Consider the following 25,735-nt stretch of genomic DNA (forward strand, 5'->3'; position numbering starts at 1 on the left):
GGATAGGTGCTGCTCCTGTAGTTGTCGAAAGTCCTATATAATCAATCTTGCGCGGTTACGAAAGGTTCCGCGCAAGATCGGGGGCAAGTGCCTCTGCCTTCAGCATCGCGACCAGCTTGTCGAGGCCGATGACCTGCTGCCCCTGGCTGCCGAGGCGACGCAGCGCCACGGTGCGCTCCTCCGCCTCGCGCTTGCCGACGACGACCAGCGCCGGAACCTTGGCGAGCGAATGTTCGCGCACCTTGTAGTTGATCTTTTCGTTGCGCAGATCGGTTTCGACGCGGATTCCGGCGGCCTTGAGCGCTGCGGCGACCTCGTTCGCGTAATCGTCGGCGTCCGAAACGATCGTCGCGACCACCGCCTGCACCGGCGACAGCCACATCGGCATTCGCCCGGCATGATGTTCGATCAGGATGCCGAGGAAGCGTTCGAACGTGCCGAGGATCGCGCGGTGGAGCATCACCGGGCGGTGGCGGTTGCCGTCCTCACCCACATAGGTCGCATCGAGTCGTTCGGGCAGCACGCGGTCCGACTGGATCGTGCCGACCTGCCACGTCCGCCCGATCGCGTCGGTCAGGTGGAATTCCAGCTTCGGCGCATAGAAGGCGCCTTCACCCGGCAGTTCCTCGAACTTGTCCTTGATGTCCTGCGACAGGTTCGACGACAGCACCGCCTCGCGCAGCTCCGCCTCGGCCTTGTCCCACATCGCGTCCGACCCGAAGCGCTTCTCGGGGCGCAGCGCCAGCTTCACCGCATAATCGGTGAAGCCCAGATCCTGATAGACCGAGTCGAGCAGTTCGCAGAAGTCGCGGACTTCCTCGATCAGCTGGTCCTCACGACAGAAGATGTGCGCGTCGTCCTGCGTGAACTGGCGGACGCGCATGATGCCGTGCAGCGCGCCATGCGGTTCGTTGCGGTGGCAGCAGCCGAATTCGGCCATGCGGATTGGCAGGTCGCGATACGACTTGATCCCCTGGCGAAAGATCAGGACGTGCGCCGGGCAGTTCATCGGCTTCAACGCCATCATGTCGGCATCGGCGCTGACGATCGCGCCCTCGTCCTCGGTATTCGGGATTTCGTCGGGCACCACGAACATATTCTCGCGATATTTGCCCCAATGGCCCGACTGTTCCCATTGCCGCGCATCCATCAACTGCGGCGTCTTCACTTCCTGATAGTCGTGGGCGTCCAGCCGGCGGCGCATATACGCCTCCAGCTGCCGCCACATCATATAGCCGTTGGGGTGCCAGAACACCGACCCCTGCGCTTCGGACTGGAGGTGGAACAGGTCCATCTCCGCGCCCAGCTTGCGATGGTCGCGCTTGGCCGCTTCCTCCAGCCGGGTGAGATGCGCGTCGAGCTGCTTCTTCGACAGCCAGCCGGTGCCGTAGATGCGGCTGAGCATCGCATTCTTCTGGTCGCCGCGCCAATAGGCGCCCGACACGCGGGTCAACTTGAACGCCGCCGGATCGAGCTTGGCCGTCGATTCGAGGTGCGGACCGCGACACATGTCGAGCCATTCGCCCTGGCGATAGATGGTCAGTTCCTCGCCCTCGGGCAGTTCGGCGGCCCATTCGGCCTTGAACGTCTCGCCCTGTGCGGTCCAGCGGTCGATCAGCTGCTGGCGCGTGACGACCTCGCGTTCGAACTTTTCGCCCTTCGCGATGATCTTGCGCATCTCCGCCTCGATCAGCGGCAGGTCCTCGTCGGTGAACATGCCGCGGCCGGGGGCAGGGGCGAAGTCGTAATAGAAGCCGTCGTCTGTCGCCGGACCGAAGGTGATCTGCGTGCCCGGATACAGCGTCTGCACCGCTTCGGCGAGGACGTGGGCGAAGTCATGGCGGTGGAGTTCCAGCGCGTCCGCTTCGTCCTTCGCCGTCACGAGCGCCAGCGAGGCGTCGCCGTCGAACGGCCGGTTCAGGTCGCGCACCTGCCCGTCGACCCGCGCGGCGATCGCCGCCTTGCGCAAGCCCGGCGAGATCGCGGCGGCGATGTCTGCGGGAGTAGTGCCCGGCATCACCTCACGGACGGCACCGTCGGGAAGGGTGATGCGGAACATTGCGGACATGAAGGAACACCTGGAATGTCGGAGGATAAACGCCTGTCGGTTAGCCGCTGGGCGCGGGGAGGGCAAGGACACGCGCTTGTCCGTTGCCGACGTCGTCCTTCCGGCGAAGGCAGGAATCCATGGATGCGGGCCGGCCGCGTAGAGTCGTGAACACCCGACACAATGGATTCCGGCCTTCGCCGGAATGACGACCAGGGTGGGCGGTGCTACTCCACCGCCGCGCCTGAGTCGGTATAGGTGATCCGGATCCGCACCCAGCTGCCGATCAGCGGCTTGCCGCCGACGCGCGGGGGCAGGATGCGGAACTGCCACGCCGCCTGCCGCACCGCGCCGGCCAACCCCGATCCGCGCGCCGACTGGCCGATCTCCCGGCAGTCGGTCACCTGGTTGTTGGGGATGGTGCGGCAGGCGACCTCGCCCCAGCCGGGTCGTGCGTTGCGGGGGAGATAGGTCGACAGCTCGGCATGGGTCGGGCGGCGATACCAGTCGGCGGCGTAGAGCCGCTCGCCACCGCCGCTGCCGCCGCCGGCATCGGTATCCGCATCGCCGTCGCCGCTGTCACCCGCCGCATCGCTGCGTCCGGCGCCTTCGCCGATGCTGCGGGTGCCGGGCGTGATCGCGGCACGGGCGAACTCGCGGCCGGTCATTGGAATGACCTTCGACCAGACATCGTTCGACGGCGTGGCTGGCACGGGGGGTGGGGGCGTTACGTCGGGCGGCGGCGCGACGGCGGTGACCGGCGGGGCGGTGCTGGCGCTACCGGCAGCCGCCTTGCGCTGTACCTGCCTGGCGGGCGCGGCAGCCGGGGCGACCTGATCGGCGGGCAGCATGTCGACGATCAGCGGCGATTTCTCGCCGGGCGGCGGAGACATCATCGTCGGTGCGATGCGCAGCAACAGCCACAGGATAGCGACATGGATCGCCACCACCAGCGCCAGCGTGGCGATGCGGCGCTGCAGCGGAACCGGGCGACGCGCGGAGAACCGTTCCTGATACATTGTCGACGCCACGCGCCGCCCCTAGCGCACAAGGCAGCCGAGCGCGATGGGAAAGACGCGAGGTTTGCGATGTCAGGAAGGTGGAGCGGGTGAAGGGAATCGAACCCTCGTCGTAAGCTTGGGAAGCTTCTGCTCTACCATTGAGCTACACCCGCTCGGGCAGCGCTGCCCTTAGCCAATGGATCGCACGGGCGCAAGCGTTCCCATGGGCGTCGGCTGTGGTATCGGAAGCGCATGACGACCGCGCGAACCACCCAGGACGCCGTGCCCGGCACGATCCGCCATGTCGCGATCATCGGCGCCGGATTTTCCGGCACGCTGCTGGCGATCAACCTGCTGCGGCACGACGGGCCGGCGGCGACGCTGATCGAGCGCGGCGATGCGGCGGGGCTCGGGGTCGCCTATGGCACAAGGCAGAGCGACCATCTGCTGAACGTGCGCGCCGCGAACATGAGCGCCTTTCCCGACCGGCCGGACCACTTCGTCCGCTGGCTCGCCGAGCGCGATACGGGGGCCAGCGGCGCGGATTTCGTGCCGCGCGCCCTGTACGGCAGCTATCTGCGCGAGACGCTGGCGGCGGCGCAGGCAGCCGCGCCGGGCCGGCTGACCGTGGTGGATGGCGAGGCGGTCGGCATCGACGGCGCGACGGTGGTGCTCGGGGACGGTCGCGTCGTCACCCCGGACGCGGCGGTGCTGGCGGTCGGCAATCTCGCGCCGCAGGTGCCGCCGGGGCTGCGCGGCATCGCCCATCTGCCGGCCTATGTGGGCAATCCCTGGGCAGCGGGGGCGACCGCCGGCCTCACCGACGACGACACGGTCCTGCTGATCGGTACGGGGCTGACCATGGTGGATGTCGCGCTGTCGCTGGAGGCGCAGGGCTTTGGCGGACGGATCGTCGCGCTGTCGCGGCGCGGACTGCTGCCGCATCGCCATGCGCCGGCGGCCCTGCCTGAGCAGCCGTTGACCGAGCGCCCCCGCCCGCCGCTATCGGCGCTGGTCCGGTCGGTTCGCGACCGTGGCGCGGCGATCGGCTGGCACAGCGCGATCGACGAGCTGCGCCCCTTTACCCAGGGGATATGGGCGGCGGCCGATCCGGTCGAGCGGCGGCGCTTCCTGCGCCATTTGCGGCCATGGTGGGACATCCATCGCCACCGGCTGGCCCCGGCGGTCGCCGACCGGATCGACGCGATGGTGGCGAGCGGGCGGCTGACGCTGCTCGCCGGCAAGAGTTGCGATGCGCATGAAGCCGAGTGCGGCATCGCGGTCGAATGGCGGCCACGCGGCGAGGACACCCGGCAGCGCATCGTCGCGACCCGCGTCATTTCGTGCATCGGGCCGCAGGGCGATGTCGCCCGCACCGACGACCCGCTGCTGTCGGCGCTGGTCGCGGACGGGCGCATCCGCCCCGACAGCGAACATCTCGGCATCGATGTCGAGGTCACCGGCCGCGTGTTGCACGACAATGGCGACAGCGACGACCGGCTGTTCGCGATCGGGCCAATGACGCGCGGCGCGTTCTGGGAAATCGTCGCCGTGCCCGATCTGCGGCGGCAGGTGTGGGACGTCGCGCGCTATCTGTCGAACGCGCACTGGGTCGGCGGCGAGGGGCTGTAACGCCGCATTGGGGCGATCCTAGAAATGCTTCGTTGTGGGGGCAGGCCGGCCACCCGAAGTGATCGTCCATGCAACAAGCCCGCAAAATCCTGCCGTCCTTCGGCATTCAGGTCGCGATCGGCATGGTCGCGGGTGTCGTACTGGGACTGCTTGCCGCCGAGATGGGGGGTGCCGATGGTGCGATCGGCACGCTGCTGCACACGGTCGGGCAGATTTTCGTCCAGCTGCTGAAAGTGCTGGTGCCGGCGCTGGTCTTCACCGCCATCGTCGGGTCGATCGCGGCGCTGCGCGATCTGCCCAATGCGGCGCGGCTGGTCGGGCAGACTTTGCTCTGGTTCGCGCTGACCGCGCTGATCGCGGTGTCGATCGGCATCGTCCTGGCGCTGGCGCTCCAGCCCGGCCGGCACAGCGATGTCGCGCTGGCCAGCGCTGTGCAGCCCGGCACGGTGGGCACATGGCTCGATTTTCTGAAAGGGCTGGTGCCCGCCAATCTGCTCGGCCTGACCGCGTCGACCAAGATGGCGGACGGCGGTGCGACCACCATGCTCGGCTTCAATGTGCTGCAGATCATCGTCGTCGCCATCGCGGTCGGGGCCGCGGCGGTGCGGGTCGGCGCGGCGGGGGAGCCGTTCCTTGCCTTCAACACCTCGGCGCTGATGATCCTGCGGCGGCTGCTGCGCTGGGTGATCGCGTTGACGCCGATCGGGTCGGCCGCGCTGATCGGCGATGCGATCGTCCGCTATGGCTGGGGCACGCTGTCGTCGCTCGGTGCCTTTGCCGCGACCGTCTATATCGGCCTCGGCATCGTGCTGTTCGTCGTCTATCCGACGCTGCTGGCGCTGCATCGCATCTCGCCGATCTGGTTCTTCCGCCGGGCATGGCCCGCGATCCAGCTGGGCTTCGTCACCCGTTCCTCGGTCGGCACGTTGCCGGTGACGCAGGAGCGGACCGAACAGGCGCTGGGCGTACCCGCTGCCTATGCCGCCTTTGCTGTGCCGTTGGGGTCGACGACCAAGATGGACGGGTGTGCCGCGATCTATCCGGCGGTGTCGGCGATCTTCGTCGCGCAGTTCTTCGGCTTGGCCCTGCATGCCGGCGATTATGCGCTGATCGTGATGGTGTCGGTGCTGGGGTCTGCGGCGACGGCCGGGCTGACCGGCGCGACCGTCATGCTGACCCTGACGCTGACGACACTCGGCCTGCCGTTGGAGGGGGCGGGGCTGTTGCTGGCGATCGACCCGATCCTCGACATGGGCCGCACCGCCGTCAACGTCGCCGGTCAGATGCTGGTGCCGACCATCGTCGCCAAGCGGGAAGGGCTGCTCGCCGCGCCCGCCGACGCCCCGGCGGAAGTGGCGTTAGGGTAGCAGCAGCGACGCGTCGCCATAGGAATAGAAACGATATTCCCCGGCGATGGCATGGACATAGGCGGCGAGCATCCGCTCCCGCCCCATCAGCGCCGATACCAGCATGAACAGCGTCGATTTGGGCAGGTGAAAATTGGTCATCAGCCCGTCGATCCCACGAAAGCGGTAGCCGGGGGTGATGAAGATCGCCGTATCGCCTTCGAACGGCTGTACCTGCCCCTCAGCGTCGGTGGCACTTTCGATCAGACGCAGGCTGGTGGTGCCGACCGCGATCACCCGGCCGCCGGCGGCACGCACTGCGTTCAGCCGGTCGGCGGTGGGGGCGTCGATCCGGCCCCATTCGGCATGCATCTGGTGGTCGTCGGTATCGTCCGCCTTGACCGGCAGGAAGGTGCCCGCCCCGACATGCAGCGTCAGCGTGGAATGGGCGATCCCTGCCGCTTCGATCGCCGCCATCAGTTCGGGCGTGAAGTGCAGCGCTGCGGTGGGGGCGGCGACGGCGCCGGCTTCGCGCGCGAACAGCGTCTGGTAATCCTGGGCATCGCGTTCGTCGGCCCCGCCGCGCTTCGACGCGATATAGGGAGGCAGCGGCATGCGCCCGGCGCGCTCGAGCAGCAGTTCGACCGGTTCGTCGCCGGCAAAGTCCAGCGCGAAGCTGCCATCCTCGCCCTTGTCGCTGGCTGTCGCCGTCACGCCTGCGCCGAAATCGATCGTGTCACCGTCGCGCAGCCGCCGTCCGTTGCGCACGAACGCCCGCCACCTGCGCGGCCCCTCGCGCTTGTGCAGCGTCGCGCCGATCGCCGCATCGCCACGCTTGCCCTCCAGCTGCGCCGGAATCACCCGCGTGTCGTTGAAGACGAGGAGGTCGCCCGCGCGCAGGCACGACGGCAGGTCGCGAACGCCGCAGTCCCGCGTCGCATCGCCATCCAGCACCAGCATCCGCGCCGCATCACGCGGCGCGGCCGGGCGTAGCGCGATCCGGTCGGTCGGCAGGTCGAAGTCGAACAGGTCGACGTGCATGGGTCGGGAAACTTGTTTTAGCGGGCGCGGGCCGGTTGCGGGCGCTTCGCTGCCGGGGCCGGCTTGCGCGGCGCGGTCGCGGGCAGCGGGGCGACGGTTTCGGGCAGCGCGACCGGGGCGGCGGCCTGGTACGGCGGCGGATTGTCGCTGGCGATATAGGCGTGGACGATGCGCGACGGGTTCGCCGGCGGCTCGCCGCGTTCGATCGCATCGACATATTGCATGCCGTCGATCACCCGGCCGAACACGGTGTACTTCTTGTCCAGCGAGAATTTCGGGGCGAACATGATGTAGAACTGGCTGTTCGCGCTGTTCTCGTCATTCGCCCGCGCCGCCGCCACCGCGCCGCGGACATGAGGGAGGTAGTTGAACTCCTTTTCCACGTTCGGCAGCTTCGACCCGCCGGTGCCGTCTCCGTCCGGATCGCCACCCTGCGCCATGAAGCCGTCGATCACCCGGTGAAAGGCGAGGCCGTCGTAGAATTTCTCGCGGGTCAGCGTCTTGATGCGCGCGACCATCTTCGGCGCGACGTCGGGACGCAGCCAGATCGTCACCCTTCCGCCGGTCGACAGGTCGAGAATCCACAGGTTCCGCGTGTCGGTGGTCGATGGCGGCGGCTCGCGCCCGGGCACGTCGATCACCTGCGCCAGCGCGGGCAGGGCAAAGAACGAGGCGATGACAGCGAGCAAAAGGGCAAGACGACGCATGAACTTCCCGAAACGCGCGAGGGACCCGAAGGGCATGAATGGCGCCGCATAGACCATGTCGTCGCTTGCGCCAATCTGAACATGACGGGCCCGTTCCGCGCCGAAACGGCAAAAGGGATTGGCAAACGCCCGAACCCCCGGCTATCACCCGTGCGACTGGACGGAAAACCGATCGGTCCGGCGTCGCCTCAATACGAAGGCGACCGGAGAGGGGCAGGGCGCGATAAGCGCCCGACGACAAGGGCTGTTGAATGGCGACTGACGAAGATCAGCACGTTTCCGCAGGTGGCACGACGCCGCCGCCGGAGGGTCCGGAAGATCCGCGGAGGCGCGATTACTTGGCCATCGGCGCAGTGGCATTTGCCGGGGTCGGCGCGGGGGTGATCGCGATCCCGCTGGTCCGCCAGATGTCGCCCGCTGCCGATACGCTGGCGCTGTCGACGACCGAAATTGACCTGTCGGCGATCGAGCCGGGACAGGCGATCAAGGCGACGTTCCGCAAGCAGCCGCTGTTCGTGCGCAACCTGACGCCCAAGGAAATCGCCGAGGCCAATGCCGTCTCGATCGCCGATCTGCGCGATCCGCAGACGCTGGAGGAGCGGACCAAGACCGGCAAGAACAACTGGCTGATCACGCTGGGCGTCTGCACCCATCTGGGCTGCGTGCCGCTGGGCGCCGGCGAAGGTGAGAACAAGGGACCGTTCGGCGGCTATTTCTGCCCGTGCCACGGGTCGGCCTATGACACCGCCGGGCGCATCCGCTCCGGCCCCGCGCCGCAGAACCTGCACGTTCCCGAATATACCTTCACGTCCGACACCGTCGTGACGGTTGGCTGAGGAGAGAGACGATGAGCTTCCCCTGGGCCAAGCATTACGAACCGAAGCAGCCGCTGATGCGCTGGCTGGACGAGAAGCTGCCGCTTCCCCGTCTGGTCTATAATGCGGTCGGCGCCGGCTATCCGGTGCCGCGCAACCTCAACTATTTCTGGAACTTCGGCGTGCTCGCCGGCGCGGCGCTGGCGGTGCAGATCATCACCGGCATCGTGCTGGCGATGCATTATGCGGCGAACGGCGCGGTCGCGTTCGATTCAATCGAACGCATCATGCGCGACGTGCCGTCGGGCTGGTTCATCCGTTATGCCCACGCCAACGGCGCGTCGATGTTCTTCATCGTGGTGTACACGCACATCGCGCGCGGCATCTATTACGGGTCGTACAAGGCGCCGCGCGAGATGGTGTGGCTGCTGGGCGTCGTCATCTTCCTGCTGATGATGGCAACCGCGTTCATGGGCTATGTGCTCCCCTGGGGGCAGATGAGCTTCTGGGGGGCGCAGGTCATCACCGGCTTCTTCTCGGCGATACCGGGGGTGGGCGAGACGATCCGCGTGTGGCTGCTGGGCGGCTATGCGCCGGACAATGCCGCGCTCAACCGCTTCTTCTCGCTCCACTATCTGCTGCCGTTCGTGATCGCCGGCGTCATCGTCCTGCACATCTGGGCGTTGCATATCCCCGGCTCGAACAACCCCACCGGCGTTGAGGTGAAGGGGCCGCAGGATACCGTGCCCTTCCACCCCTATTACACCGCCAAGGACGGCGCGGGGCTGGGCGTGTTCCTGCTGGTGTTCGCCGCGCTGATCTTCTTCGCGCCGAACCTGCTGGGGCATCCGGACAATTACATTCCGGCCAACCCGCTCTCCACGCCGGCGCATATCGTGCCCGAATGGTATTTCCTGCCCTTCTACGCGATCCTGAAGGCGTTCACCGTCGACTTCATCTTCCCGGCGAAGCTGTGGGGCGTGCTGGCGATGTTCGGCTCGATCCTGCTGCTGTTCTTCCTGCCGTGGCTGGACAAGTCGCCGGTCAAGTCGGCCAATTATCGCCCGACCTACCGCATCTTCCTGATCGTGCTGCTCGTCGACGTGCTGGTGCTCGGCTATCTGGGCGGGGCGGAAGCGACGCCGACCACGGTGCTGCTCAGCCAGATCGCCGCGGGATATTATTTCGCGCACTTCCTGGTCGTGCTGCCGATCGTGTCGGCGATGGAGCGTCCGCGTCCCTTGCCCAATTCGATCACCGAAGCGGTGCTGAAGGGCGAGGGCGGCACGTCGCCCGCGCAGACCGCCGCCCATGGTCACGCCACCCCGGCCGCGGCCGAGTAAGGGAACAACGATGCTCTCCTTCGCTTCCCGCTTTCTCGGACGCAACCTGAACCTCGTCGTCGGCGCAGGTTTCCTGTTCGCGCTGCTGCTCGGCATCTTCTCGACCGTCAGTGGCATGATCCATGACGAGCCGGTCCACTCGGCCGAACACGAGTTCCACCTGAAGCCACGCGATGCCGGGCTGCAATCGGCGGGCCTGTTCGGCACGTTCGACAAGCAGCAGCTGCAGCGCGGGTTCCAGGTCTACAAGGAAGTCTGTTCGGCCTGCCACTCGATCCGGCTGGTGTCGTTCCGCGATCTGGAACAGCTCGGCTATGACGAGGGCCAGGTAAAGACGATCGCCACCGACTGGCAGATCGAACAGCCGAGCGTGAACCCGGAAACGGGTGAACCAGCGACGCGCAAGAACCTGCCGTCCGACCGCTTCCCGCTAGTCTTCGCCAACGACGTCGCCGCGCGTGCCGCCAACAACAATGCGGTGCCGCCCGACCTGTCGCTGATGACCAAGGCGCGCCACGACGGGTCGGACTATGTCTATTCGCTGCTGACCGGCTATGGCCCGCAGCCGGCGGAACTGCTCAAGAAGTTCCCCGATGCGAAGACGCCCGCGGGGCTGCACTTCAACCGTTATTTCGCCACGCTCAACCTCGCGATGGCGCCGCCGCTGACCGGGACCGATCAGGTCCAGTATCAGGACGGCACCCGTGCGACGGTGGACCAGATGGCGAAGGACGTGTCGGCGTTCCTGACCTGGACCGCCGAGCCGAACCTCGAAACGCGCCATGCGGCCGGGGCGGCGGTGGTGATCTTCCTGCTGATCTTCACCGCGCTGGCCTTTGGTGCCTATCGCAACATCTGGCGGGACATGAAGCATTGATCGGGACGGATGGCGTCGGACGGCATGAGATCGCCCGACGCATCCGGACCATCGCCGACTTTCCGAAGCCCGGCATCCAGTTTCGCGACATTACGACGCTGATCCTCGACCCTGAGGGGTTGCGGTTGGCGGTCGACGGGATGGTCGGTGCCGTCCAGGGCCCGATCGATCTGGTCGCGGGGATCGAGGCGCGCGGGTTCGTGTTCGCTCCCGCCGTGGCGCTGGCGCTGGGGGCCGGCGTGGTACTGATCCGCAAGGACGGCAAATTGCCCGGCGCGACCATCGCCGAGGATTATGCGCTGGAATATGGCACCGACCGGATCGCGATCCACGCCGATGCCTGCACACCGGGGGCACGCGTGCTGCTGGTCGATGACCTGATCGCGACCGGCGGGACGGCGCGGGCGGCGGTGCGGTTGCTGCGCAAGGCGAGCGCTACGGTCGAGCAGGCCTGTTTCGCGATCGACCTGCCCGATCTGGGCGGGGCGGATGCGTTGCGGGCGGATGGTATCACGGTTTCGGCGCTGGTGGCGTTTCCCGGGCATTGAGGCTGGGGCCGGTCGTTAGGTCTTGTTCGTCACCCCGGACGTGATCCGGGGTCCCGCTGTTTCACCGGCGTTCGAAGAAGAAGCGGGACCCCGGATCAAGTCCGGGGTGACGGTTTGAGCTATGTCGCCTCAGATCAGAGCGGACTGGGCAGTGGGCGATCCTGCGTGCTCGGACCGTCGGCAGCAGCAGCGCAGTGCCGAAAGCCTTCCATTCCTCATAACGCCCCGCATTCCCTCCCAAATCCCGGACAGCCGCCGTTCAGGCCGCGACAGGCACGGTGCCCATCGGACAGGAACCGGCGATCCGTGCCGACCGTTGGATTCCATCATCATCGGCGCCGAGGCCACGCCCGTCGCCTGCGGGAGCAATCGGATGTTGCAGCGGCTGCGCGCGATCGTGCTGACCTTGGCGGCGGGGGCGGGCGTTTCCGCCTGTGCCTATGGCGATTTCGGCTATGGCGGGGTGGGGGTCGGCTATGGCTCGCCCGGCTATTATGGCGGCGGCTATGGCGGATATTATGACGGCTATGCCGGCGGATTCGGCGATCCCTATTGGGGGTGGTTCGGCGACTATTATTATCCGGGCACCGGCTACTACGTCTATGACCGCTATCGCCGGCCGTTCCGATGGAACGATCGCCAGCGCTATTACTGGCAGCAGCGGCGCGGGGCATGGCGCGGCGGCTGGGGCGACGGGCGTCCGCGTTGGGACGGCTGGGATCGGCCGGGCTGGAACGGGCAGCGGCCCGGCTTCGACAATCGTCCCGGCTTCCAGCATGTCCCGCGTGGCAGCAGCCAGTCGCCGATTCCCGGACGTCCGGATGGGTGGCGCGGCAACCGTCGGCCGGGGTTCGACGGGCGTCCGGGCTTCCAGAACGTGCCGCGCGGCAGCAGCCAGTCGCCGCTACCCGACCGGCCGGGCGGCTGGCGCGACCGGCCCGATGCCGGGCAGGATCGCCGGCCCGGCTTTGACGGTCGCCCCGGCTTTCGCAACGTACCGCGTGGCAGCAGCCAGTCGGCCTTTCCGGGCCGCGCGGAGCGACCCGCGGCGGGTGCGGTGCGCGGCTTCGATCGGCCCGAGGGCGTCCGGCCCGGCGGCGGACGCTTTCGCGGGCCCGAAGGTCGCGGACCGGGACGGCGTTCGCCCCGTCCGCAATAATCGGTCAGCCGGCAGATTGGGCGGCGCGCGTCGCGATCAGGGCCTGTGAGATGAACGTCATCACGACCTGATCGTCCTGGTTGCGCACCGTCACCCGGCTGGCGACGCTGCCCATCTCCGGGCGGCTGGAGGAGGGGCGGGTGGTCAGCACCTCGGTTTCGCAGCTGAGCGTGTCGCCGGGATAGACCGGGCGCCGCCAGCGCAGTTCGTCGATCCCGGCGGCACCCAGGCTGGCGACCGGATCGACCTTCCACTGTTCGACCAGCATCGCCATGGTCATGGCGCAGCTGTGCCAGCCGCTGGCGGCCAGTCGTCCGAAATGGGTCTGTGCCGCCGCTTCGTCGGAAAGGTGAAAGGGCTGCGGATCATATTGGCGGGCGAAGTCGATCACCGCCCCCCGCGTGACGGGGTAGGAACCGAAGCGGGCGGTATCGCCGACGGCGATGTCTTCGAAATAGCGCATGGCACCAGTTTCAACGCGAAACCAGTCGCCGGCAAGCCCCTACCGCAATGCCGCCGATCCGATTCCCGCATCACCATCGAGCGTCGGGTCGGGGGCGATGCCCAGCACCTGGCGCAGCAAAGGATGGATCGCGGTGTTGCGGAAGGGGGGCAGCTTGACGCCGGAGCGAAAGGCCGGGCCGCCGGCCACGAACAGGGCCTGCATATCGGGCGCGGCATCGTCATAGCCATGCGCGCCGCCCTTTACGGGACGCGTCGGGGTCGTCGGGGCGATCGTCCAGCCGATGTCGGCGAGGCACAGGAACGACGCGACACGGGGGTTGGTGCCGTAGCGCAGTCGCGCCGGAATCGCCGCCTTGGGCCAGCATTGCATATGCGGGTGCGGGTGCGACAGCGCGGTCGCCAGCGCGCCTTCCTGTCCGGGCAGCGGTTCGATCGCGGCATAGGGGCCAGTTTCGATCAGGCGATAGCTGCCGGCCGGTGCGATCCGGTCGAAGGGGATCACCCGGCTGGTATCGATCGCCGCCATGCCGTGATCGGCGACGACGATCAGGTTCGCCGGCTGGCCCAGCGCAGCCAGTTCGCGCTGCAGCCGGCCGATCTGCGCGTCGACGGCATGCATCGCCGCATCGGTTTCGGGCGCACCGGGGCCATGGTCGTGCCCGGCGACGTCGACATCGTCGAAATAGAGGGTGACGAAGCGCGGACGGGTTGCCGCCGGGCGGCGGAGCCAGTCGACCACCGCATCGACGCGCTGCCCGGCGTTGATCGCCGGATTGAACGCCTGCCAGTCCGAGGCGAAGGCGCCGCCGGCATAGACGCCATGATCGGGCTTGCCGCTGCCGCCCCACGCGACCTCGCTGCCCGGCCAGAACATCGTCGCGCTGCGGATGCCGGCCTGTTCCGCCGCGATCCAGATCGGCCTGGCGGCGTTCCACCAGAAGGGGTCGGTGGACTCCATGGTGAACTGCTCGCCCGGACGGCGGGGGTCTTCCATCTTGTTGCCGACGATTCCGCTCTTGTCGGGGCGGACGCCGGTGGCGATCGTCCAGAAATTGGGGAAGGTCTTGGTCGGGAAGGACGGCTGCATCGACGCCGACACGCCGCCTGCCGCCAGTGCCGACAAATTGGGCGCGATGGTCGGGGTCAGATAGTCGGGCCGCGCACCGTCGACGCCGATCAGGATCGTGACCGGCGTGCGGGCCTCCGCGACGGGAGCAGCAGGTGCGGCAGCGACCGGCGCGCGCGGGGTGGCGCACCCGCCCGACAGGGCGAGTGCGGCGAACAGGGTCGGGATACGCATCGCGACGACTGCTAACGCGTTAAGATGACGGCGCTATGAACGGTCAGACGTTGAAGCGGAACAGCATCACGTCGCCGTCCTGCACGACATATTCCTTGCCCTCCGCCCGCAGCTTGCCTGCGTCGCGCGCGCCGCTTTCACCCTTGCAGGCGACATAATCGGCATAGGCGATGGTTTCGGCCCGGATGAAGCCGCGTTCGAAATCGCTGTGGATCTCGCCCGCCGCCTGCGGGGCCTTGGCACCGACCGACACGGTCCAGGCGCGCGCTTCCTTGGGGCCGACGGTGAAGAAGGTCAGCAGCTGGAGCAGCGAATAGCCGGCGCGGATCACGCGGGCGAGGCCGGTTTCCTTGAGCCCCAGGTCGGACAGGAATTCGGCGCGGTCGGCCGGTTCCATCGTGGCGATCTCCGCCTCGATTGCCGCCGACACGACGACCGCCTGAGCGCCCTCTGCCTTCGCCTTTTCGAAGACCTTGGCCGACAGGTCGTTGCCCTCGGCGGCGTCCTCTTCGTTGACGTTGCAGACATAGAGGACCGGCTTGGCGGTCAGCAGCTGCGCCTGGGCGAAGAGGCGTTCCTCCTCCTCGTCCTTGATCTCGGTCAGGCGCGCGGGCTTGCCATCGCGCAGCAGGTCGAGCGCACGGCCGAGCACGGCGGCGGCGACCTTCGCTTCCTTGTCGCCCTGCTGCCCCTTCTTGGTCAGGTTGGGCACGCGCTTTTCGAGGCTTTCGAGGTCGGAGAGCATCAGCTCGGTCTCGACCGTGTCGGCGTCGGCGATCGGATCGACCCGGTCGTCGACATGCTGGATGTCGTCATTCTCGAAGCAGCGCAGGACGTGGACGATCGCGTCCACCTCGCGGATATTGCCGAGGAACTGGTTGCCGAGCCCTTCGCCCTTCGACGCGCCGCGCACCAGGCCGGCGATGTCGACAAAGGCGAGCTGCGTCTCGATCTTCTTGGCCGAACCGGCGATCTCGGCCAGCTGGTCGAGCCGGGGATCGGGGACCGCGACGTTACCGACATTCGGTTCGATCGTGCAGAAGGGATAGTTGGCCGCCTGTGCCGCCTGAGTCTGCGTCAGCGCGTTGAACAGGGTGGACTTGCCGACATTCGGCAGCCCGACGATACCGCAGCGAAAACCCACGTGATGCTATCCCGGAGACGATGGAAAGCCTGCGCCTTAGCGGGTGGCGACCAGCTTTGCAAAAGCTACCACCGATAGTTGAAGCTGACGCTGATCCGTTCGCCCTTGCCGGCGTGCGGCATGACCTCGTGCCGCAGCCAGCTTTCCCACAATAGCAGCGTGCCGGGTTCGGGCGCGACGGTTTCGAACGTGCCGGGGCGGGTGGGGGCGGCCATCAGCATGGGAAGGCGGGGGTCCTCGAACCGAATGCCGCCCGCGCCTTCGGGAACGGCGACATAGACGGTGCCCGACACGACGCTGTGCGGGTGGAGGTGGCCCGAATGGCCGCCGCCGGGCTTCAGCAGGTTCACCCACAGGCTGTCGAGCTTCAGCTTGCGGCCCGCCAGTTCCATGCCGCAGGCGGCGGCGAATTTGGCGACATGGCGGTCGAGCACGCGCTTCAGGTCGGCGAAGACCGGATCGCGGAGCGGCAGGTCGTTCAGGGAGGCGTAGGAGGTATAGCCGCGATAGCCATGCTCCTTCGACCAGCGGCGCCCGGCCATGTCCTCCTCCGCCAGCGCGCGGACCGAGGCGTCGAGATCGTCGACCAGCGCGGCGTCGGCGAGGCTGGCTTCGTAGAGATGGGTCGGGAAGAGGGTGCGGACGGTCATGGCGGCGGCTTGGCGGATCGGTGGCGTTTTGGGAAGGGTCAGCGGCGATGCTGCGACAGGAACGCCCAGAGCGCGTCGTTGTCGACGACCCAGCTATGCCCGCCGCCGACGGTGATGCGGCCGGCGACATCGGCACCGTCGCGGCAGCCGGTATAGCGTTCCTCATAGACTTTCGGCGCGACCCAGCGGGTGGTGGGGGCGGCGGTGCAGCCGTTGAGCGTCGCCCAGCGCATCTCGGCGGCGTGCATGGTGTAGGACCAATATTTGGCGCCGCCGCCCTGGATCGGGTTGGTGGTGTCGGCATCGCCGGCGAAGGCGATGACCGGCAGCGGGCGCGACGGGCGACAGGTCGCGGGATCGGGGTGGGTGGGATCGCTGGCCAGCGGATTGCCCGCGCGCAGGCCGACGACCGGGGCGATGGCGGCAAAGCGGTCGGCGGCGACGCAGCCGAGCCACGAGGTCATTCGCCCGCCCCCGACAGGCCGGTGGCATAGACGCGGGCGGGATCGGCGCAGCCCGCCTTGGCCAGCTGGTCGATCAGCGCGCCGATGAACTTCACGTCGTCGGGGGCGTCGGGGCCGGGGATGGTGCCGGCGACGGTGGGAACGCCAGGAATGTTCCAGACGAAGCCCTGGTCATGGGGGATGCCGGCATCGGGCGCGGCGACGATGAAGCCGTGCTTGTCCGCTGCCTCGGCTAGGTTCGAGTCGCGCAGCATCGCCGCGCCGGTGCCGCCGCTGCCGTGGAGCAGGATGACGAGCGGTGCCGGCCGCGCCGGATCGAAGCCCGGCGGCAGGTGGAGCAGCACCGAGCGCATGCCGTCGTTGATCGTGATCCGTTGCGACTGGTTCGCAGGACCGGCGGTGCAGCGCGGCGCGGCCAGTGCGGCGGTGCCGGTCAGCAGCAGGAACAGGAAGGCGAGCAGTTGCAAGGGTTTGGCCATGGAATGCTTCCTATCGGGCAGGGGCGGCGCGGCGCAAGGCGTGGCCAAAGTTCACTAAGTTCACACTAGTGGCGTGTTCGCGGGGTCGTCGGTTCGGTAGTACGGATGGGGCAAAGTTCACTAAGTTCACACTCGCACGATAGTTTGCGTTGCGTTCGATCCGGTGCGTGGCGGTACGCGGGACATGGCTTGGACCGGGCGAGCATGACGATGGCGGAGGGCGTAGGAAAGCCAGTTTTCTTGCCCGCGAACATCTGAAGCATTCCCCTGTTACGTACCCCCGCGCAGGCGGGGGTCCAGGGCGACACACGCAACCCGTCGTTTTGCTTGGCTCTGGACCCCCGCCCGCGCGGGGTACGGCAGGCTTCTGTCGTCGACCGCGACTTTCAAAGAGGCATCCGCAAGCGGGAGTAGCTGTTCCCGCCTTTTTGGACCGCCTAGCGCAGCGGCAGGAACAGGTCGGTGATCGCATCATGCTCGGCGACTTCCGGGGCGAAGCGGACCCGCTGGCAGAAAAGGGGGAAGTCGCGGAGTTCCTCGCCGCTGATGGGGAGCCAGTCGCGATAGAGGTGGAGCGCGGGGGCTTCGAGGTCGTCGGCGCGGCCGGCGATGCGGATCACGGCGCAGCGACCGCCGGGGATCAGGCCGGTGGTAATGCCGTCTGCCATCGGAAACGCGCGTTCAGTGGCGACGCACAGGTCGATACGGACCGGGCCGGCGTGGGGGTCGTGCGGGTCGCCGTGGAAGACGTTGAAGGTCGCGGCGTCGGACGGCGGCAGGCGGTTCGCGCGGCGCCACGCGATGAAGCGGCGGATGCTGTCGCCGATGCTCGCCATGTCGCCCTCGTGCGACAGACAGGCGATCGGCGTGTCGGGAAAGTCGCGAATGGTGACGTCATAGGTCGGCATGGATCGGTTCCTCGCATGATCCAGCGGCAGAAGCGCCGCGCGCCACGGTGCCCAGTCAGGCACGGAACGGAAAGAGGACGGCGACTGGCCGAAATGCCGCCGAAAGGCGCGGGCAAAGGCATCGGGCGCGTCGTACCCCGCATCCAGCGCGACATCGGTCACGCGGTCGGCGTGGAACGCCAGCCGGTGGGACGCGCGCTGCAACCGGGCAAGCTGGACATAGCGATGGACCGGCAGTCCGAAGGTCGCAACGAACTGGCGATGGAAGTGATATTTGGAAAAGGCCGCGACCGCGCTGATGCTGGCGAGGTCGAGTTCGTCGTCCAGATGCCGGTCGATATGGTCGAGCGCGCGCTGCATCCGGTCGTGATAGGGGGTGGTCGGCGTCATGTCCGTGTCCTGTGTGGCACGGGTGGTATGCGCGGGGGAAGGGTGGCGGCGCTCGACCGATCTTGCGGTATTGCCGACCTCCAGCGTCACCCCAGCGCAGGCTGGGGTATCCCGGTTGGTTGGCGTTGTGTGTCTTCACGGGGAGACCCAGCCTGCGCTGGGGTGACGCTTGGGCGGGGACAGGGGAATGGGGAGGCCGGAAGGGGAGCTCTACCCCATCCGCCGCGCCACCTCGTTCATGAAGCGCACGTCGTCGTTCGCCGCCAGCCACGGCGCCTCCGCCGCGACGGCGCCGAGCAGGTCGGTCAGGTCGTCCAGCTCGGCCTTGGCGAAATTGCCGAGCACATAGGGCGTTACCCGGTCCTTGTGCCCCGGATGGCCGATGCCGAGGCGGATGCGGCGGAAGTCGGGGCCGATATGCGCGTCGGTCGAGCGCAGGCCATTATGGCCGGCATGGCCGCCGCCGATCTTTACCTTGAGCTTGAACGGGGCGAGGTCGAGTTCGTCGTGGAAGACGGTCACGTCCTGCGGCGTGAGCTTGTAGAAGCGCATCGCTTCGCCGACCGAACGGCCGCTTTCGTTCATCCAGGTGCCGGGTTTGAGCAGCAGGATCTTTTCCGATCCGATCCGCCCTTCCTGTATCCAGCCCTGGAACGCGCGTTTGGGCGCGGCGAAGCCATGGACCTCCGCGATCGCGTCGACCGCCATGAAGCCGATATTGTGGCGATGCATCGCATATTGCGGGCCGGGATTACCCAGGCCGGTCCAGAGCTGCATTGAGGGCGTCCTTTGGTGGCGGGTGGGTGCGGAACGCCTGTAGCCATAACCGTCATTCCCGCGAAGGCGGGAATCCATTGCCGCTGGCGTTTGCGATGGAGCTACAGGCGTTGCGTTTATGGGTTCCCGCCTGCGCGGGAACGACGATGGGGGGCCTTTGCTTCGCCACTATCGTCATTCCGGCGGAGGCCGGAATCCATTGTGTCGGGTGTTCGCGATCGAAGCGCGACGTGGCCGTGTCCATGGATCCCGGCCTTCGCCGGGATGACGTGTGGGCAGGAGGTGGGGGGCGCCGCTGGGATGACGTGTGGGCGGAAAAAACGCACCCCAAACGCAAAGGGAGCGGGACGGCATTGCCATCCCACTCCCCATCAGCAGCACAAAGGCGGGGCGGATCAGCCCTCGGCCTTGTCCTCGCCCTCGGCGTCTTCGCCTTCCGCAGCGGCTTCGGCCGACTGCGCTTCGGCAACTTCGGCGTCGAGCGCCTCGTCCTCGGCGGTCAGCGTGGTCGGCGGGGTGATCGTCGCGACGGTCACGGCGTCTTCCGATGCGGTCGCTTCGGCACCGTTCGGCAGGTCGATGTCCGACAGGTGGATCGAGTCACCGACTTCGCGGCCGGTCAGGTCGACGACGATCTCGGTCGGGATGTTCGACGCTTCGACGGTCAGTTCGATTTCATGGGTCACGACGTTCAGCACGCCGCCGTCCCGCTTGATGCCGGGGGCGTCGTCTTCGTTGGTGAAGGTCACCGGCACGGCGACGGTCACGGTCGCGTTCTTGGCGATGCGCAGGAAGTCGACATGGATCGGCTGGTCGGTGACGACGTCGAACGCGACGTCCTTGGCCAGGGTGCGAACCTTCTTGCCGCCGACATCGACCATGATGACCGAGTTCATGAAGTGGCCGGTCATCAGCGCCTTCATGAGTTCGCGGGCGTTCAGGTGAATGCCCTCCGGGTCCTGCTTGTTGCCATAGATCACGGCGGGGACGCGGCCATCGCGACGCAGGGCGCGGGAGGCTCCCTTGCCTACCCGATCGCGCGTCTCGGCCGACAGATTCAGCGTGTCGCTCATCATGTCTTCCTTGAGTACGTATTGATGTGTCTTGCGCGGCCGGGCCTCCAGGGATGACCCCGGCACGAACAAGCGCGGGCGCATAGGGGAGTTTGGGGGGAAAGGCAAGGTTGGGTGCCCCGTTTCCTCCACCCCCGTTTGCTTCGAGCGGAGGTTCGAGCCTGTCGAGAACCGTAGTCGAGAAGGGGGTGCCCCAAGCGGGGCGTTCTCGACGGACGCTTCTCGACAGGCTCGAAGCTGCTCGAACCGAACGGGGTGGGGTGCTATTGCACCCGCATCACTTCCAAACCCATCTTCCGCAACCGATCCTGCACGCTGCCCGGCCCGGTCAGATGCCCCGCGCCGACCGCGACGAAGCGCGTACCCGGCTGGCGCATCCACCTGGCGATGGTGCGCGCCCAGGCGGCGTTGCGCCGGTCGAGCAGCGCGGCGCGCACCGCCGGACCGGCTTGCGTCATATCCTCGCCCAGCAGCCGGTCGAGCGTCGCGACGTCGCCACGGCCCCAGGTGGCGACGACCCGGTCCATCGCCGGCACCGGATCGCGCTCGGCGAGGGTGCGCTCCAGCATCGTGCGCTGGGCGGCCTGCGGCAGGGCGGCGAAGAGGCCAAGTTGCTGGCCGAGCGTTTCGAATGCGGTGACCGGCTTGCCGGTTCGATCGGCGAGTTTCGTCAGCAGCGTCTCGGGGGCGGGCTCGCTGCGGTAGCCGGCCTGCGCCAGCGGTTGCGCGGCGAGGACCGTCGCGGCGAACCACGGGTCGGTCCTGTCGAAGGCATTGCGGGGGAAGCCCAGCTCGGCCGCCCGCGCGCGCAGGCTGCGGTCGAGGGCCGGGGGCAGCGGGGCGGGGCGGGGCGGCGTGACCTGTACTACCGCCGCGCTCATGTCGTCGGGCGTGGGTTCGGGGATTTCGAGGACCAGCGTGTCGCTGTCGGCAAAGGCGTCCGCCACCGCGCCGGTCAGCCACGGCGTTCCCGGCCGCAATTGATGCACCGTGCCGAACAGCCAGATCACCGTATCGGCATCGCGCGCGACCCAGAGCGCCGGCATGAGTATCGGCGGGGCCGCGACCGGGCTGGCGAGCGACAGCCAGCCGAACAGTGCGGCGACGATCCGCGCGATCATCCGCGCAGGTGCTGGACGATGCGGGTCGCGACCAGCGCGGCGATGGCGACGGCCCAGCCGATCATCGCCGGATTGGGCAGCGCCAGCGGTTTCGCCGCGAGCGACAGGACCGGCAGCGCGACCAGCGCGGCGATTCCTGTGACGGCCGCCGCCTCCGTCATCTGCCGCCGCTCGACCTCATCGGCATTGCGCCAGATCCGCAGGTTGAAGACGAGCGCGCCGAGCAGCGCGATGCCGATGGCGATATAGCCGGCATGGTCGCGGGTGCGGATCGCGCGCGCAGGGTCGGCGACCTCGCTATACCCCTCGACGATGCCCAGCACGAAGGTCGTGACCAGCGGTGCCAGCGCGACGACGGCGATGGCTGCCGCGACCCAGATCCATCGCCGCCGGCGGCGCTGTCGTTCGCGGGCGGCGCCCCAATCCTCAACCATCGACGTCATCCTCGAAAATCTGTTCGATCGGCAGGCCGAACAACCGGCTCATGCGGAAGGCGAGCGGGAGCGACGGGTCGTGCTTGCCGGTTTCGATCGCATTCACCGCCTGACGCGATACGTCGAGCCGCCCGGCCAGTTCGGCCTGGCTCCAGTCGCGTTCGGCGCGCAGAATCTTGAGCCGGTTCTTCACGAACCGCTCACCGCCACGATAGCGATACCGCCGCATCGCCGAGTTGGGCGGCGAAGGAAATGCCGCTGGTCGGCGCGGGGGGCGGTGTGGGCCGTTCGTTGCGGTCGGCGGCCATTGCGGCGACGGCTGCGCACAGCGCGACGACGAACAGCGTGTAGCCTTGGGTGTCGGGGCGGGGCATCGCAGTGACCTTCCATGTCAACGATCAGCGACAATGTGTCGTGTTTACCTGACTATGTATCCGCCGATTCGTGCTTTGTGTCAATGCTACCTGACACGATGTCGGTTTAACCTGACATGCGGTTCGCTTGACCGGCGATCGGCGATGCGGCTAGGCGCGGGGCATTCCTGCATTCAAAGGCGAAACCATGGCCGCCCCGCTCAGCTTCCAGAAAATGATCCTGACGCTCCACGATTACTGGAGCGACAAGGGCTGCGTCATCCTGCAACCCTATGACATGCGGATGGGGGCGGGGACGTTCCACCCGGCGACGACGCTGCGCGCGCTGGGGCCGGAGCCGTGGAACGCGGCGTTCGTCCAGCCGTCGCGCCGGCCGACCGACGGGCGCTATGGCGAGAACCCCAACCGGCTGCAGCATTATTACCAGTATCAGGTGATTTTGAAGCCGTCGCCGCCGAACCTGCAGGAGCTGTATCTGGGGTCGCTGGCGGCGATCGGGATCGACTTCACGCAGCACGACATCCGCTTCGTCGAGGACGATTGGGAATCGCCGACGCTGGGCGCATGGGGGCTGGGCTGGGAAGTATGGTGCGACGGGATGGAAGTCACCCAGTTCACCTATTTCCAACAGATGGGCGGGTTCGACTGCAAGCCGGTCGCGGGCGAGCTGACCTACGGCCTTGAACGGCTGGCGATGTACATCCAGGATAAGGACAGCGTGTACGACCTGGCGTTCAATGACGCTGCTGAGGGGAGGGGGGGCGTCACCTATGGCGACGTGTTCCTCGAAAACGAGCGCCAGATGTCGAAGTGGAATTTCGAGGTCGCCGATACCGATGGCCTGTTCGACCTGTTCAAAAAGGCGGCGGCCGAGTGCGAGAATGCACTGGCCAACGACGTGCCGATCGCGGCCTATGAACAGGCGATCGAGGCGAGCCATGTGTTCAACCTGCTGAACGCGCGCGGCGTGATCTCCGTCGCCGAGCGGCAGGCCTATATCGGCCGCGTGCGTGATCTGGCGAAGGCCAGCTGCGCGAAGTTCATCGAGACGCAGACGCCGACATGGCAGGCAAAGTATCCGGGGTGGGTGGCATGACCGATTTTCTGCTCGAACTGCGCAGCGAGGAAATCCCGGCGCGGATGCAGGCCAAGGCCCGTGAGGATCTGGCCAAGCTGTTCGTCGGGGAACTGGCGAAGGCCGGGATCGCCGCGCCGCGGATCACGACCTATGCCACGCCGCGTCGCTTGACGCTGATCGCGTATGACTTGCCCGAGGCTACCGAGCCGGTGCGCGAGGAAGTGAAGGGGCCGCGCGCCTCCGCCCCGCCGCAGGCGCTGGAAGGGTTTCTGCGCAAGACCGGGCTGACGCGCGAGGCGCTGACCGAGCGCGACGGCGTGTTGTTCGCGGTGACCGAAGTGCCAGGGCGCGAGACGGCGCAGGTGCTGGCGGCGGCGATCCCGGCGATCGTGCGTGGGTTCCCCTGGCCCAAGTCGATGCGCTGGGGCGCGGCGTCGCTCAGCCCGGAGTCCCCGCGTTGGGTGCGGCCGTTGCAGGGGATCGTCGCGCTGTTCGGTGGCGCGGTGGTGCCGTGCGAGGTCGCCGGTGTCACGAGCGGTGCGGAGACGATGGGGCATCGCTTCCATCACGGGGGGCCGGTGACGATCGCGTCGGCGGAGAGCTATGTCGAGACGCTGCGCGATGCCCATGTCATCGTCGACCAGAATGAGCGCGCGGCGATCATCGCGGTCGGCGCCAAGATGGCGGCGCAGGGTGCCGGGCTGACCTTGGTCGAGGATGAAGGGCTGCTGGCGGAGAATGCCGGGCTGACCGAATGGCCGGTGCCGTTGCTGGGGCGGTTCGACGAGGCGTTTCTCAGCGTTCCGCCCGAGGTCATCCAGCTGACCGCGCGGGTGAACCAGAAGTACTTCGTTTGCCGCGACGCGGAGGGCAAGCTGGCGAACGCGTTCGTCTGCACCGCCAATATCGATGCGGCGGACGGCGGCGAGCGGATCGTCGCGGGCAATGCTAAGGTGCTGGCGGCGCGGCTGTCGGATGCGAAATTCTTCTACGAAACCGATCTGAAGACGCGGCTGGAGGACCAGCTGCCCAAGCTCGAGAAGATCGTGTTTCATGAGAAGCTGGGCACGGTCGCCGACAAGGTCGAGCGGGTGGCGAAGCTGGCGCGGTGGCTGGTTGAAAGCGGCGTAGTAAAGCCCTCTCCCCTTCAGAGGAGAGGGTTGGGAGAGGGGGCTTCCACCGAAGCCTCGGCTCCTGCGGACAGCCCCCTCTCCCCGGCCAGTTCCGAGTCAACAGCGCCCCGCGCTGTTGAGGTTGTGCCGGGGGCACAACCGACCCGGAACTCCCCTGAAGGGGAGAGGGAGACGTTGGCCGATATGGCCGAACGCGCCGCGCGGCTGGCCAAGGCCGATCTGGTCACCGGCATGGTCGGCGAGTTCCCCGAATTGCAGGGGCTGATGGGCGGCTATTATGCCGCCGCGCAGGGCGAGCCGGCGGAAGTCGCCGAGGCGGTGCGCGATCACTACAAGCCGGTCGGGCAGGGGGATGACGTTCCGACCGCGCCGGTGACGGTTGCGGTGGCGCTAGCGGATAAGCTGGATACGATTGCCGGATTTTTCAGTCGTGGGATGAGGCCGAGTGGATCGAAAGATCCATTCGCTCTGCGCCGCTCCGGTATCGCAATTATCGCTTTGCTGACCCAAAACAAGCTGCGGGTGAATTTGAATGAGATACTCAATACAGCTTTAACTCAGTATATCATTGCTGGCGCCGTAAAGTCGGTTCCAGCCAACAGCGTTCGACTCAATGATGACGGTAAGATGATTCCGCCGGGACCTCTTGTCGGAAGCGAAGACGGTACCGCTGCGCAACTGTATCATGTTGGAGGGCGGTATATCGAGGTGGCGTTGAGTGCGTCAGACGCCAAAAAATTTAACGAGGATGTTGAAGTAGCTGGTCGACTTTTCGACAGCATTGATGAAATTATCGACTTCTTCGCCGACCGCCTGAAAGTCCAACAGCGCGAGGCGGGCGTCCGCCACGACCTGATCGACGCCGTCTTCGCGCTGGGCGGCGAGGACGATCTCGTCCGCCTGCTCGCCCGCGTCCATGCGTTGCAGGCGTTCGTCACGACCGAGGACGGGGCGAACCTGCTCGCGGGGTATAAGCGCGCGGCGAATATCCTGAAGAAGGAAGCGCCCGGCGCCAGCAAGCATATCCCCGAAACCGGCGAGGAAGATCCGCTTGCCATGGTCGAGGACCCCGACTTCGCGCCGGTCGTCGCCGAACTGGCGCGGACCGAGCGCGAGGCGCGCGACTATGATCGCGAGCCGGCCGAAGCGGCGCTGATCGCGGCGCTCGATGCAGCCGAGCCGCAGGCGGAAAAGGCGGTCGAGGCGGAGGATTTCGCCGGGGCGATGGCGGCGCTTGCGACGCTGCGCGCGCCGATCGACGCCTTCTTCACCGACGTCACGGTCAACGATGCCGACCCGCACAAGCGCACCGCGCGGTTGGCGCTGCTGGCACGGGTGCGCGATGCGGTGCACCGGGTCGCCGATTTTTCGAAAATCGAGGGCTGACCTATCGGTTTAACCCGTTTAACGGGGTGGGGAGCGGAGGGTG

26 protein-coding genes and 1 tRNA gene are annotated in these 25,735 nt (G+C 67.3%); 9 read left to right on the forward strand and 18 right to left on the reverse strand.

Annotation, left to right across the window (positions count from 1 at the left end; genetic code table 11):
• Positions 1–55: 55 nt before the first annotated feature.
• From thrS to PPZ50_RS06280, 3 genes are all read right to left on the reverse strand, one after another.
• Positions 56–2,068, reverse strand: a complete 2,013-nt coding sequence (thrS, locus tag PPZ50_RS06270) for a threonine--tRNA ligase (RefSeq protein ID WP_066693555.1) — start codon at positions 2,066–2,068, stop codon at positions 56–58.
• A gap of 206 nt (positions 2,069–2,274) precedes the next feature.
• Complete coding sequence (locus PPZ50_RS06275; RefSeq protein WP_232308049.1) at positions 2,275–3,078, reverse strand: hypothetical protein; 804 nt, start codon at positions 3,076–3,078, stop codon at positions 2,275–2,277.
• A 69-nt stretch (positions 3,079–3,147) separates the two neighbouring features.
• Positions 3,148–3,221 (reverse strand) — tRNA-Gly (locus tag PPZ50_RS06280).
• A gap of 79 nt (positions 3,222–3,300) precedes the next feature.
• Between PPZ50_RS06280 and PPZ50_RS06285 the strand changes: the two genes are divergently transcribed.
• Both PPZ50_RS06285 and PPZ50_RS06290 read left to right on the forward strand, forming a co-directional pair.
• On the forward strand, positions 3,301–4,680 hold the full coding sequence (locus PPZ50_RS06285; RefSeq protein WP_066690284.1) for an FAD/NAD(P)-binding protein: 1,380 nt from the start codon (positions 3,301–3,303) through the stop codon (positions 4,678–4,680).
• A 68-nt stretch (positions 4,681–4,748) separates the two neighbouring features.
• Positions 4,749–6,047 carry a dicarboxylate/amino acid:cation symporter gene (locus PPZ50_RS06290; protein WP_066690282.1) on the forward strand — a complete coding sequence of 433 codons (1,299 nt, stop codon included), beginning with the start codon at positions 4,749–4,751 and terminating at the stop codon, positions 6,045–6,047.
• Here PPZ50_RS06290 and queA read toward each other — a convergent pair.
• Together queA and PPZ50_RS06300 are read right to left on the reverse strand one after the other, a co-directional pair.
• Complete coding sequence (gene queA, locus PPZ50_RS06295; RefSeq protein ID WP_066690279.1) at positions 6,039–7,067, reverse strand: tRNA preQ1(34) S-adenosylmethionine ribosyltransferase-isomerase QueA; 1,029 nt, start codon at positions 7,065–7,067, stop codon at positions 6,039–6,041. The genes PPZ50_RS06290 and queA overlap by 9 nt on opposite strands.
• A gap of 17 nt (positions 7,068–7,084) precedes the next feature.
• Positions 7,085–7,774 (reverse strand): peptidylprolyl isomerase, encoded by a 690-nt coding sequence (locus tag PPZ50_RS06300; protein ID WP_066690360.1) that lies wholly within the window; start codon positions 7,772–7,774, stop codon positions 7,085–7,087.
• A gap of 251 nt (positions 7,775–8,025) precedes the next feature.
• On the opposite strand from PPZ50_RS06300, the gene petA reads away from it, so the two are divergent.
• The 5 genes from petA (at position 8,026) to PPZ50_RS06325 (ending at position 12,516) form a co-directional block, all read left to right on the forward strand.
• Positions 8,026–8,610, forward strand: coding sequence for a ubiquinol-cytochrome c reductase iron-sulfur subunit (petA, locus tag PPZ50_RS06305; protein ID WP_066690274.1), 585 nt, complete (start codon positions 8,026–8,028; stop codon positions 8,608–8,610).
• Positions 8,611–8,621: 11 nt separating this feature from the next.
• Positions 8,622–9,932, forward strand: a complete 1,311-nt coding sequence (locus PPZ50_RS06310) for a cytochrome b (protein WP_272815745.1) — start codon at positions 8,622–8,624, stop codon at positions 9,930–9,932.
• A gap of 10 nt (positions 9,933–9,942) precedes the next feature.
• Complete coding sequence (locus tag PPZ50_RS06315; RefSeq protein WP_272815746.1) at positions 9,943–10,809, forward strand: cytochrome c1; 867 nt, start codon at positions 9,943–9,945, stop codon at positions 10,807–10,809.
• Positions 10,806–11,357, forward strand: coding sequence for an adenine phosphoribosyltransferase (locus PPZ50_RS06320; RefSeq protein ID WP_272815747.1), 552 nt, complete (start codon positions 10,806–10,808; stop codon positions 11,355–11,357). Before PPZ50_RS06315 ends, PPZ50_RS06320 begins: the two co-directional genes overlap by 4 nt.
• A gap of 373 nt (positions 11,358–11,730) precedes the next feature.
• Positions 11,731–12,516, forward strand: coding sequence for a peptidase (locus tag PPZ50_RS06325; protein WP_157092730.1), 786 nt, complete (start codon positions 11,731–11,733; stop codon positions 12,514–12,516).
• 4 nt (positions 12,517–12,520) lie between these two features.
• Here the strand turns inward: PPZ50_RS06325 and PPZ50_RS06330 are convergent, their stop codons facing one another.
• The 13 genes from PPZ50_RS06330 to PPZ50_RS06390 all read right to left on the reverse strand — a co-directional run bounded on the left by PPZ50_RS06330 (position 12,521) and on the right by PPZ50_RS06390 (position 22,095).
• On the reverse strand, positions 12,521–12,979 hold the full coding sequence (locus PPZ50_RS06330; protein WP_066690260.1) for a MaoC family dehydratase: 459 nt from the start codon (positions 12,977–12,979) through the stop codon (positions 12,521–12,523).
• Between the two features lie 39 nt (positions 12,980–13,018).
• Positions 13,019–14,281, reverse strand: coding sequence for an alkaline phosphatase family protein (locus PPZ50_RS06335; RefSeq protein ID WP_066690257.1), 1,263 nt, complete (start codon positions 14,279–14,281; stop codon positions 13,019–13,021).
• Positions 14,282–14,324: 43 nt separating this feature from the next.
• A complete protein-coding gene (gene ychF, locus PPZ50_RS06340) occupies positions 14,325–15,425 on the reverse strand; it encodes a redox-regulated ATPase YchF (protein WP_066690254.1) in 1,101 nt (366 codons plus the stop codon).
• A 65-nt stretch (positions 15,426–15,490) separates the two neighbouring features.
• A complete protein-coding gene (locus PPZ50_RS06345) occupies positions 15,491–16,075 on the reverse strand; it encodes a TIGR02466 family protein (protein WP_066690252.1) in 585 nt (194 codons plus the stop codon).
• A 38-nt stretch (positions 16,076–16,113) separates the two neighbouring features.
• On the reverse strand, positions 16,114–16,539 hold the full coding sequence (locus tag PPZ50_RS06350; RefSeq protein ID WP_272815748.1) for a hypothetical protein: 426 nt from the start codon (positions 16,537–16,539) through the stop codon (positions 16,114–16,116).
• Positions 16,536–17,018, reverse strand: coding sequence for an alpha/beta hydrolase family esterase (locus PPZ50_RS06355; RefSeq protein WP_272815749.1), 483 nt, complete (start codon positions 17,016–17,018; stop codon positions 16,536–16,538). The genes PPZ50_RS06350 and PPZ50_RS06355 overlap by 4 nt, the downstream gene beginning before the upstream one ends.
• A 437-nt stretch (positions 17,019–17,455) precedes the next feature.
• Positions 17,456–18,316 (reverse strand): AraC family transcriptional regulator, encoded by an 861-nt coding sequence (locus PPZ50_RS06360; protein WP_066690249.1) that lies wholly within the window; start codon positions 18,314–18,316, stop codon positions 17,456–17,458.
• Between the two features lie 210 nt (positions 18,317–18,526).
• On the reverse strand, positions 18,527–19,093 hold the full coding sequence (pth, locus tag PPZ50_RS06365) for an aminoacyl-tRNA hydrolase (RefSeq protein WP_066690243.1): 567 nt from the start codon (positions 19,091–19,093) through the stop codon (positions 18,527–18,529).
• Positions 19,094–19,488: 395 nt separating this feature from the next.
• Positions 19,489–20,166 carry a 50S ribosomal protein L25/general stress protein Ctc gene (locus PPZ50_RS06370; protein ID WP_066690349.1) on the reverse strand — a complete coding sequence of 226 codons (678 nt, stop codon included), beginning with the start codon at positions 20,164–20,166 and terminating at the stop codon, positions 19,489–19,491.
• Between the two features lie 263 nt (positions 20,167–20,429).
• Positions 20,430–21,287 (reverse strand): TraB/GumN family protein, encoded by an 858-nt coding sequence (locus tag PPZ50_RS06375; RefSeq protein WP_066690242.1) that lies wholly within the window; start codon positions 21,285–21,287, stop codon positions 20,430–20,432.
• On the reverse strand, positions 21,284–21,730 hold the full coding sequence (locus PPZ50_RS06380) for a hypothetical protein (RefSeq protein ID WP_066690241.1): 447 nt from the start codon (positions 21,728–21,730) through the stop codon (positions 21,284–21,286). Before PPZ50_RS06380 ends, PPZ50_RS06375 begins: the two co-directional genes overlap by 4 nt.
• On the reverse strand, positions 21,714–21,914 hold the full coding sequence (locus PPZ50_RS06385; protein ID WP_066690346.1) for a helix-turn-helix transcriptional regulator: 201 nt from the start codon (positions 21,912–21,914) through the stop codon (positions 21,714–21,716). Before PPZ50_RS06385 ends, PPZ50_RS06380 begins: the two co-directional genes overlap by 17 nt.
• A 7-nt stretch (positions 21,915–21,921) precedes the next feature.
• Positions 21,922–22,095: a hypothetical protein gene (locus tag PPZ50_RS06390; protein WP_157092729.1), complete on the reverse strand. Its 174-nt coding sequence runs from the start codon at positions 22,093–22,095 to the stop codon at positions 21,922–21,924.
• Between the two features lie 214 nt (positions 22,096–22,309).
• On the opposite strand from PPZ50_RS06390, the gene PPZ50_RS06395 reads away from it, so the two are divergent.
• Both PPZ50_RS06395 and glyS read left to right on the forward strand, forming a co-directional pair.
• Positions 22,310–23,191, forward strand: coding sequence for a glycine--tRNA ligase subunit alpha (locus tag PPZ50_RS06395; RefSeq protein ID WP_066690343.1), 882 nt, complete (start codon positions 22,310–22,312; stop codon positions 23,189–23,191).
• On the forward strand, positions 23,188–25,692 hold the full coding sequence (gene glyS / locus PPZ50_RS06400; RefSeq protein WP_066690238.1) for a glycine--tRNA ligase subunit beta: 2,505 nt from the start codon (positions 23,188–23,190) through the stop codon (positions 25,690–25,692). Before PPZ50_RS06395 ends, glyS begins: the two co-directional genes overlap by 4 nt.
• The last annotated feature ends 43 nt before the right edge of the window (positions 25,693–25,735 follow it).

The sequence above is a fragment of the Sphingomonas hankookensis genome (assembly GCF_028551275.1).
Lineage (GTDB): Bacteria > Pseudomonadota > Alphaproteobacteria > Sphingomonadales > Sphingomonadaceae > Sphingomonas > Sphingomonas hankookensis_A.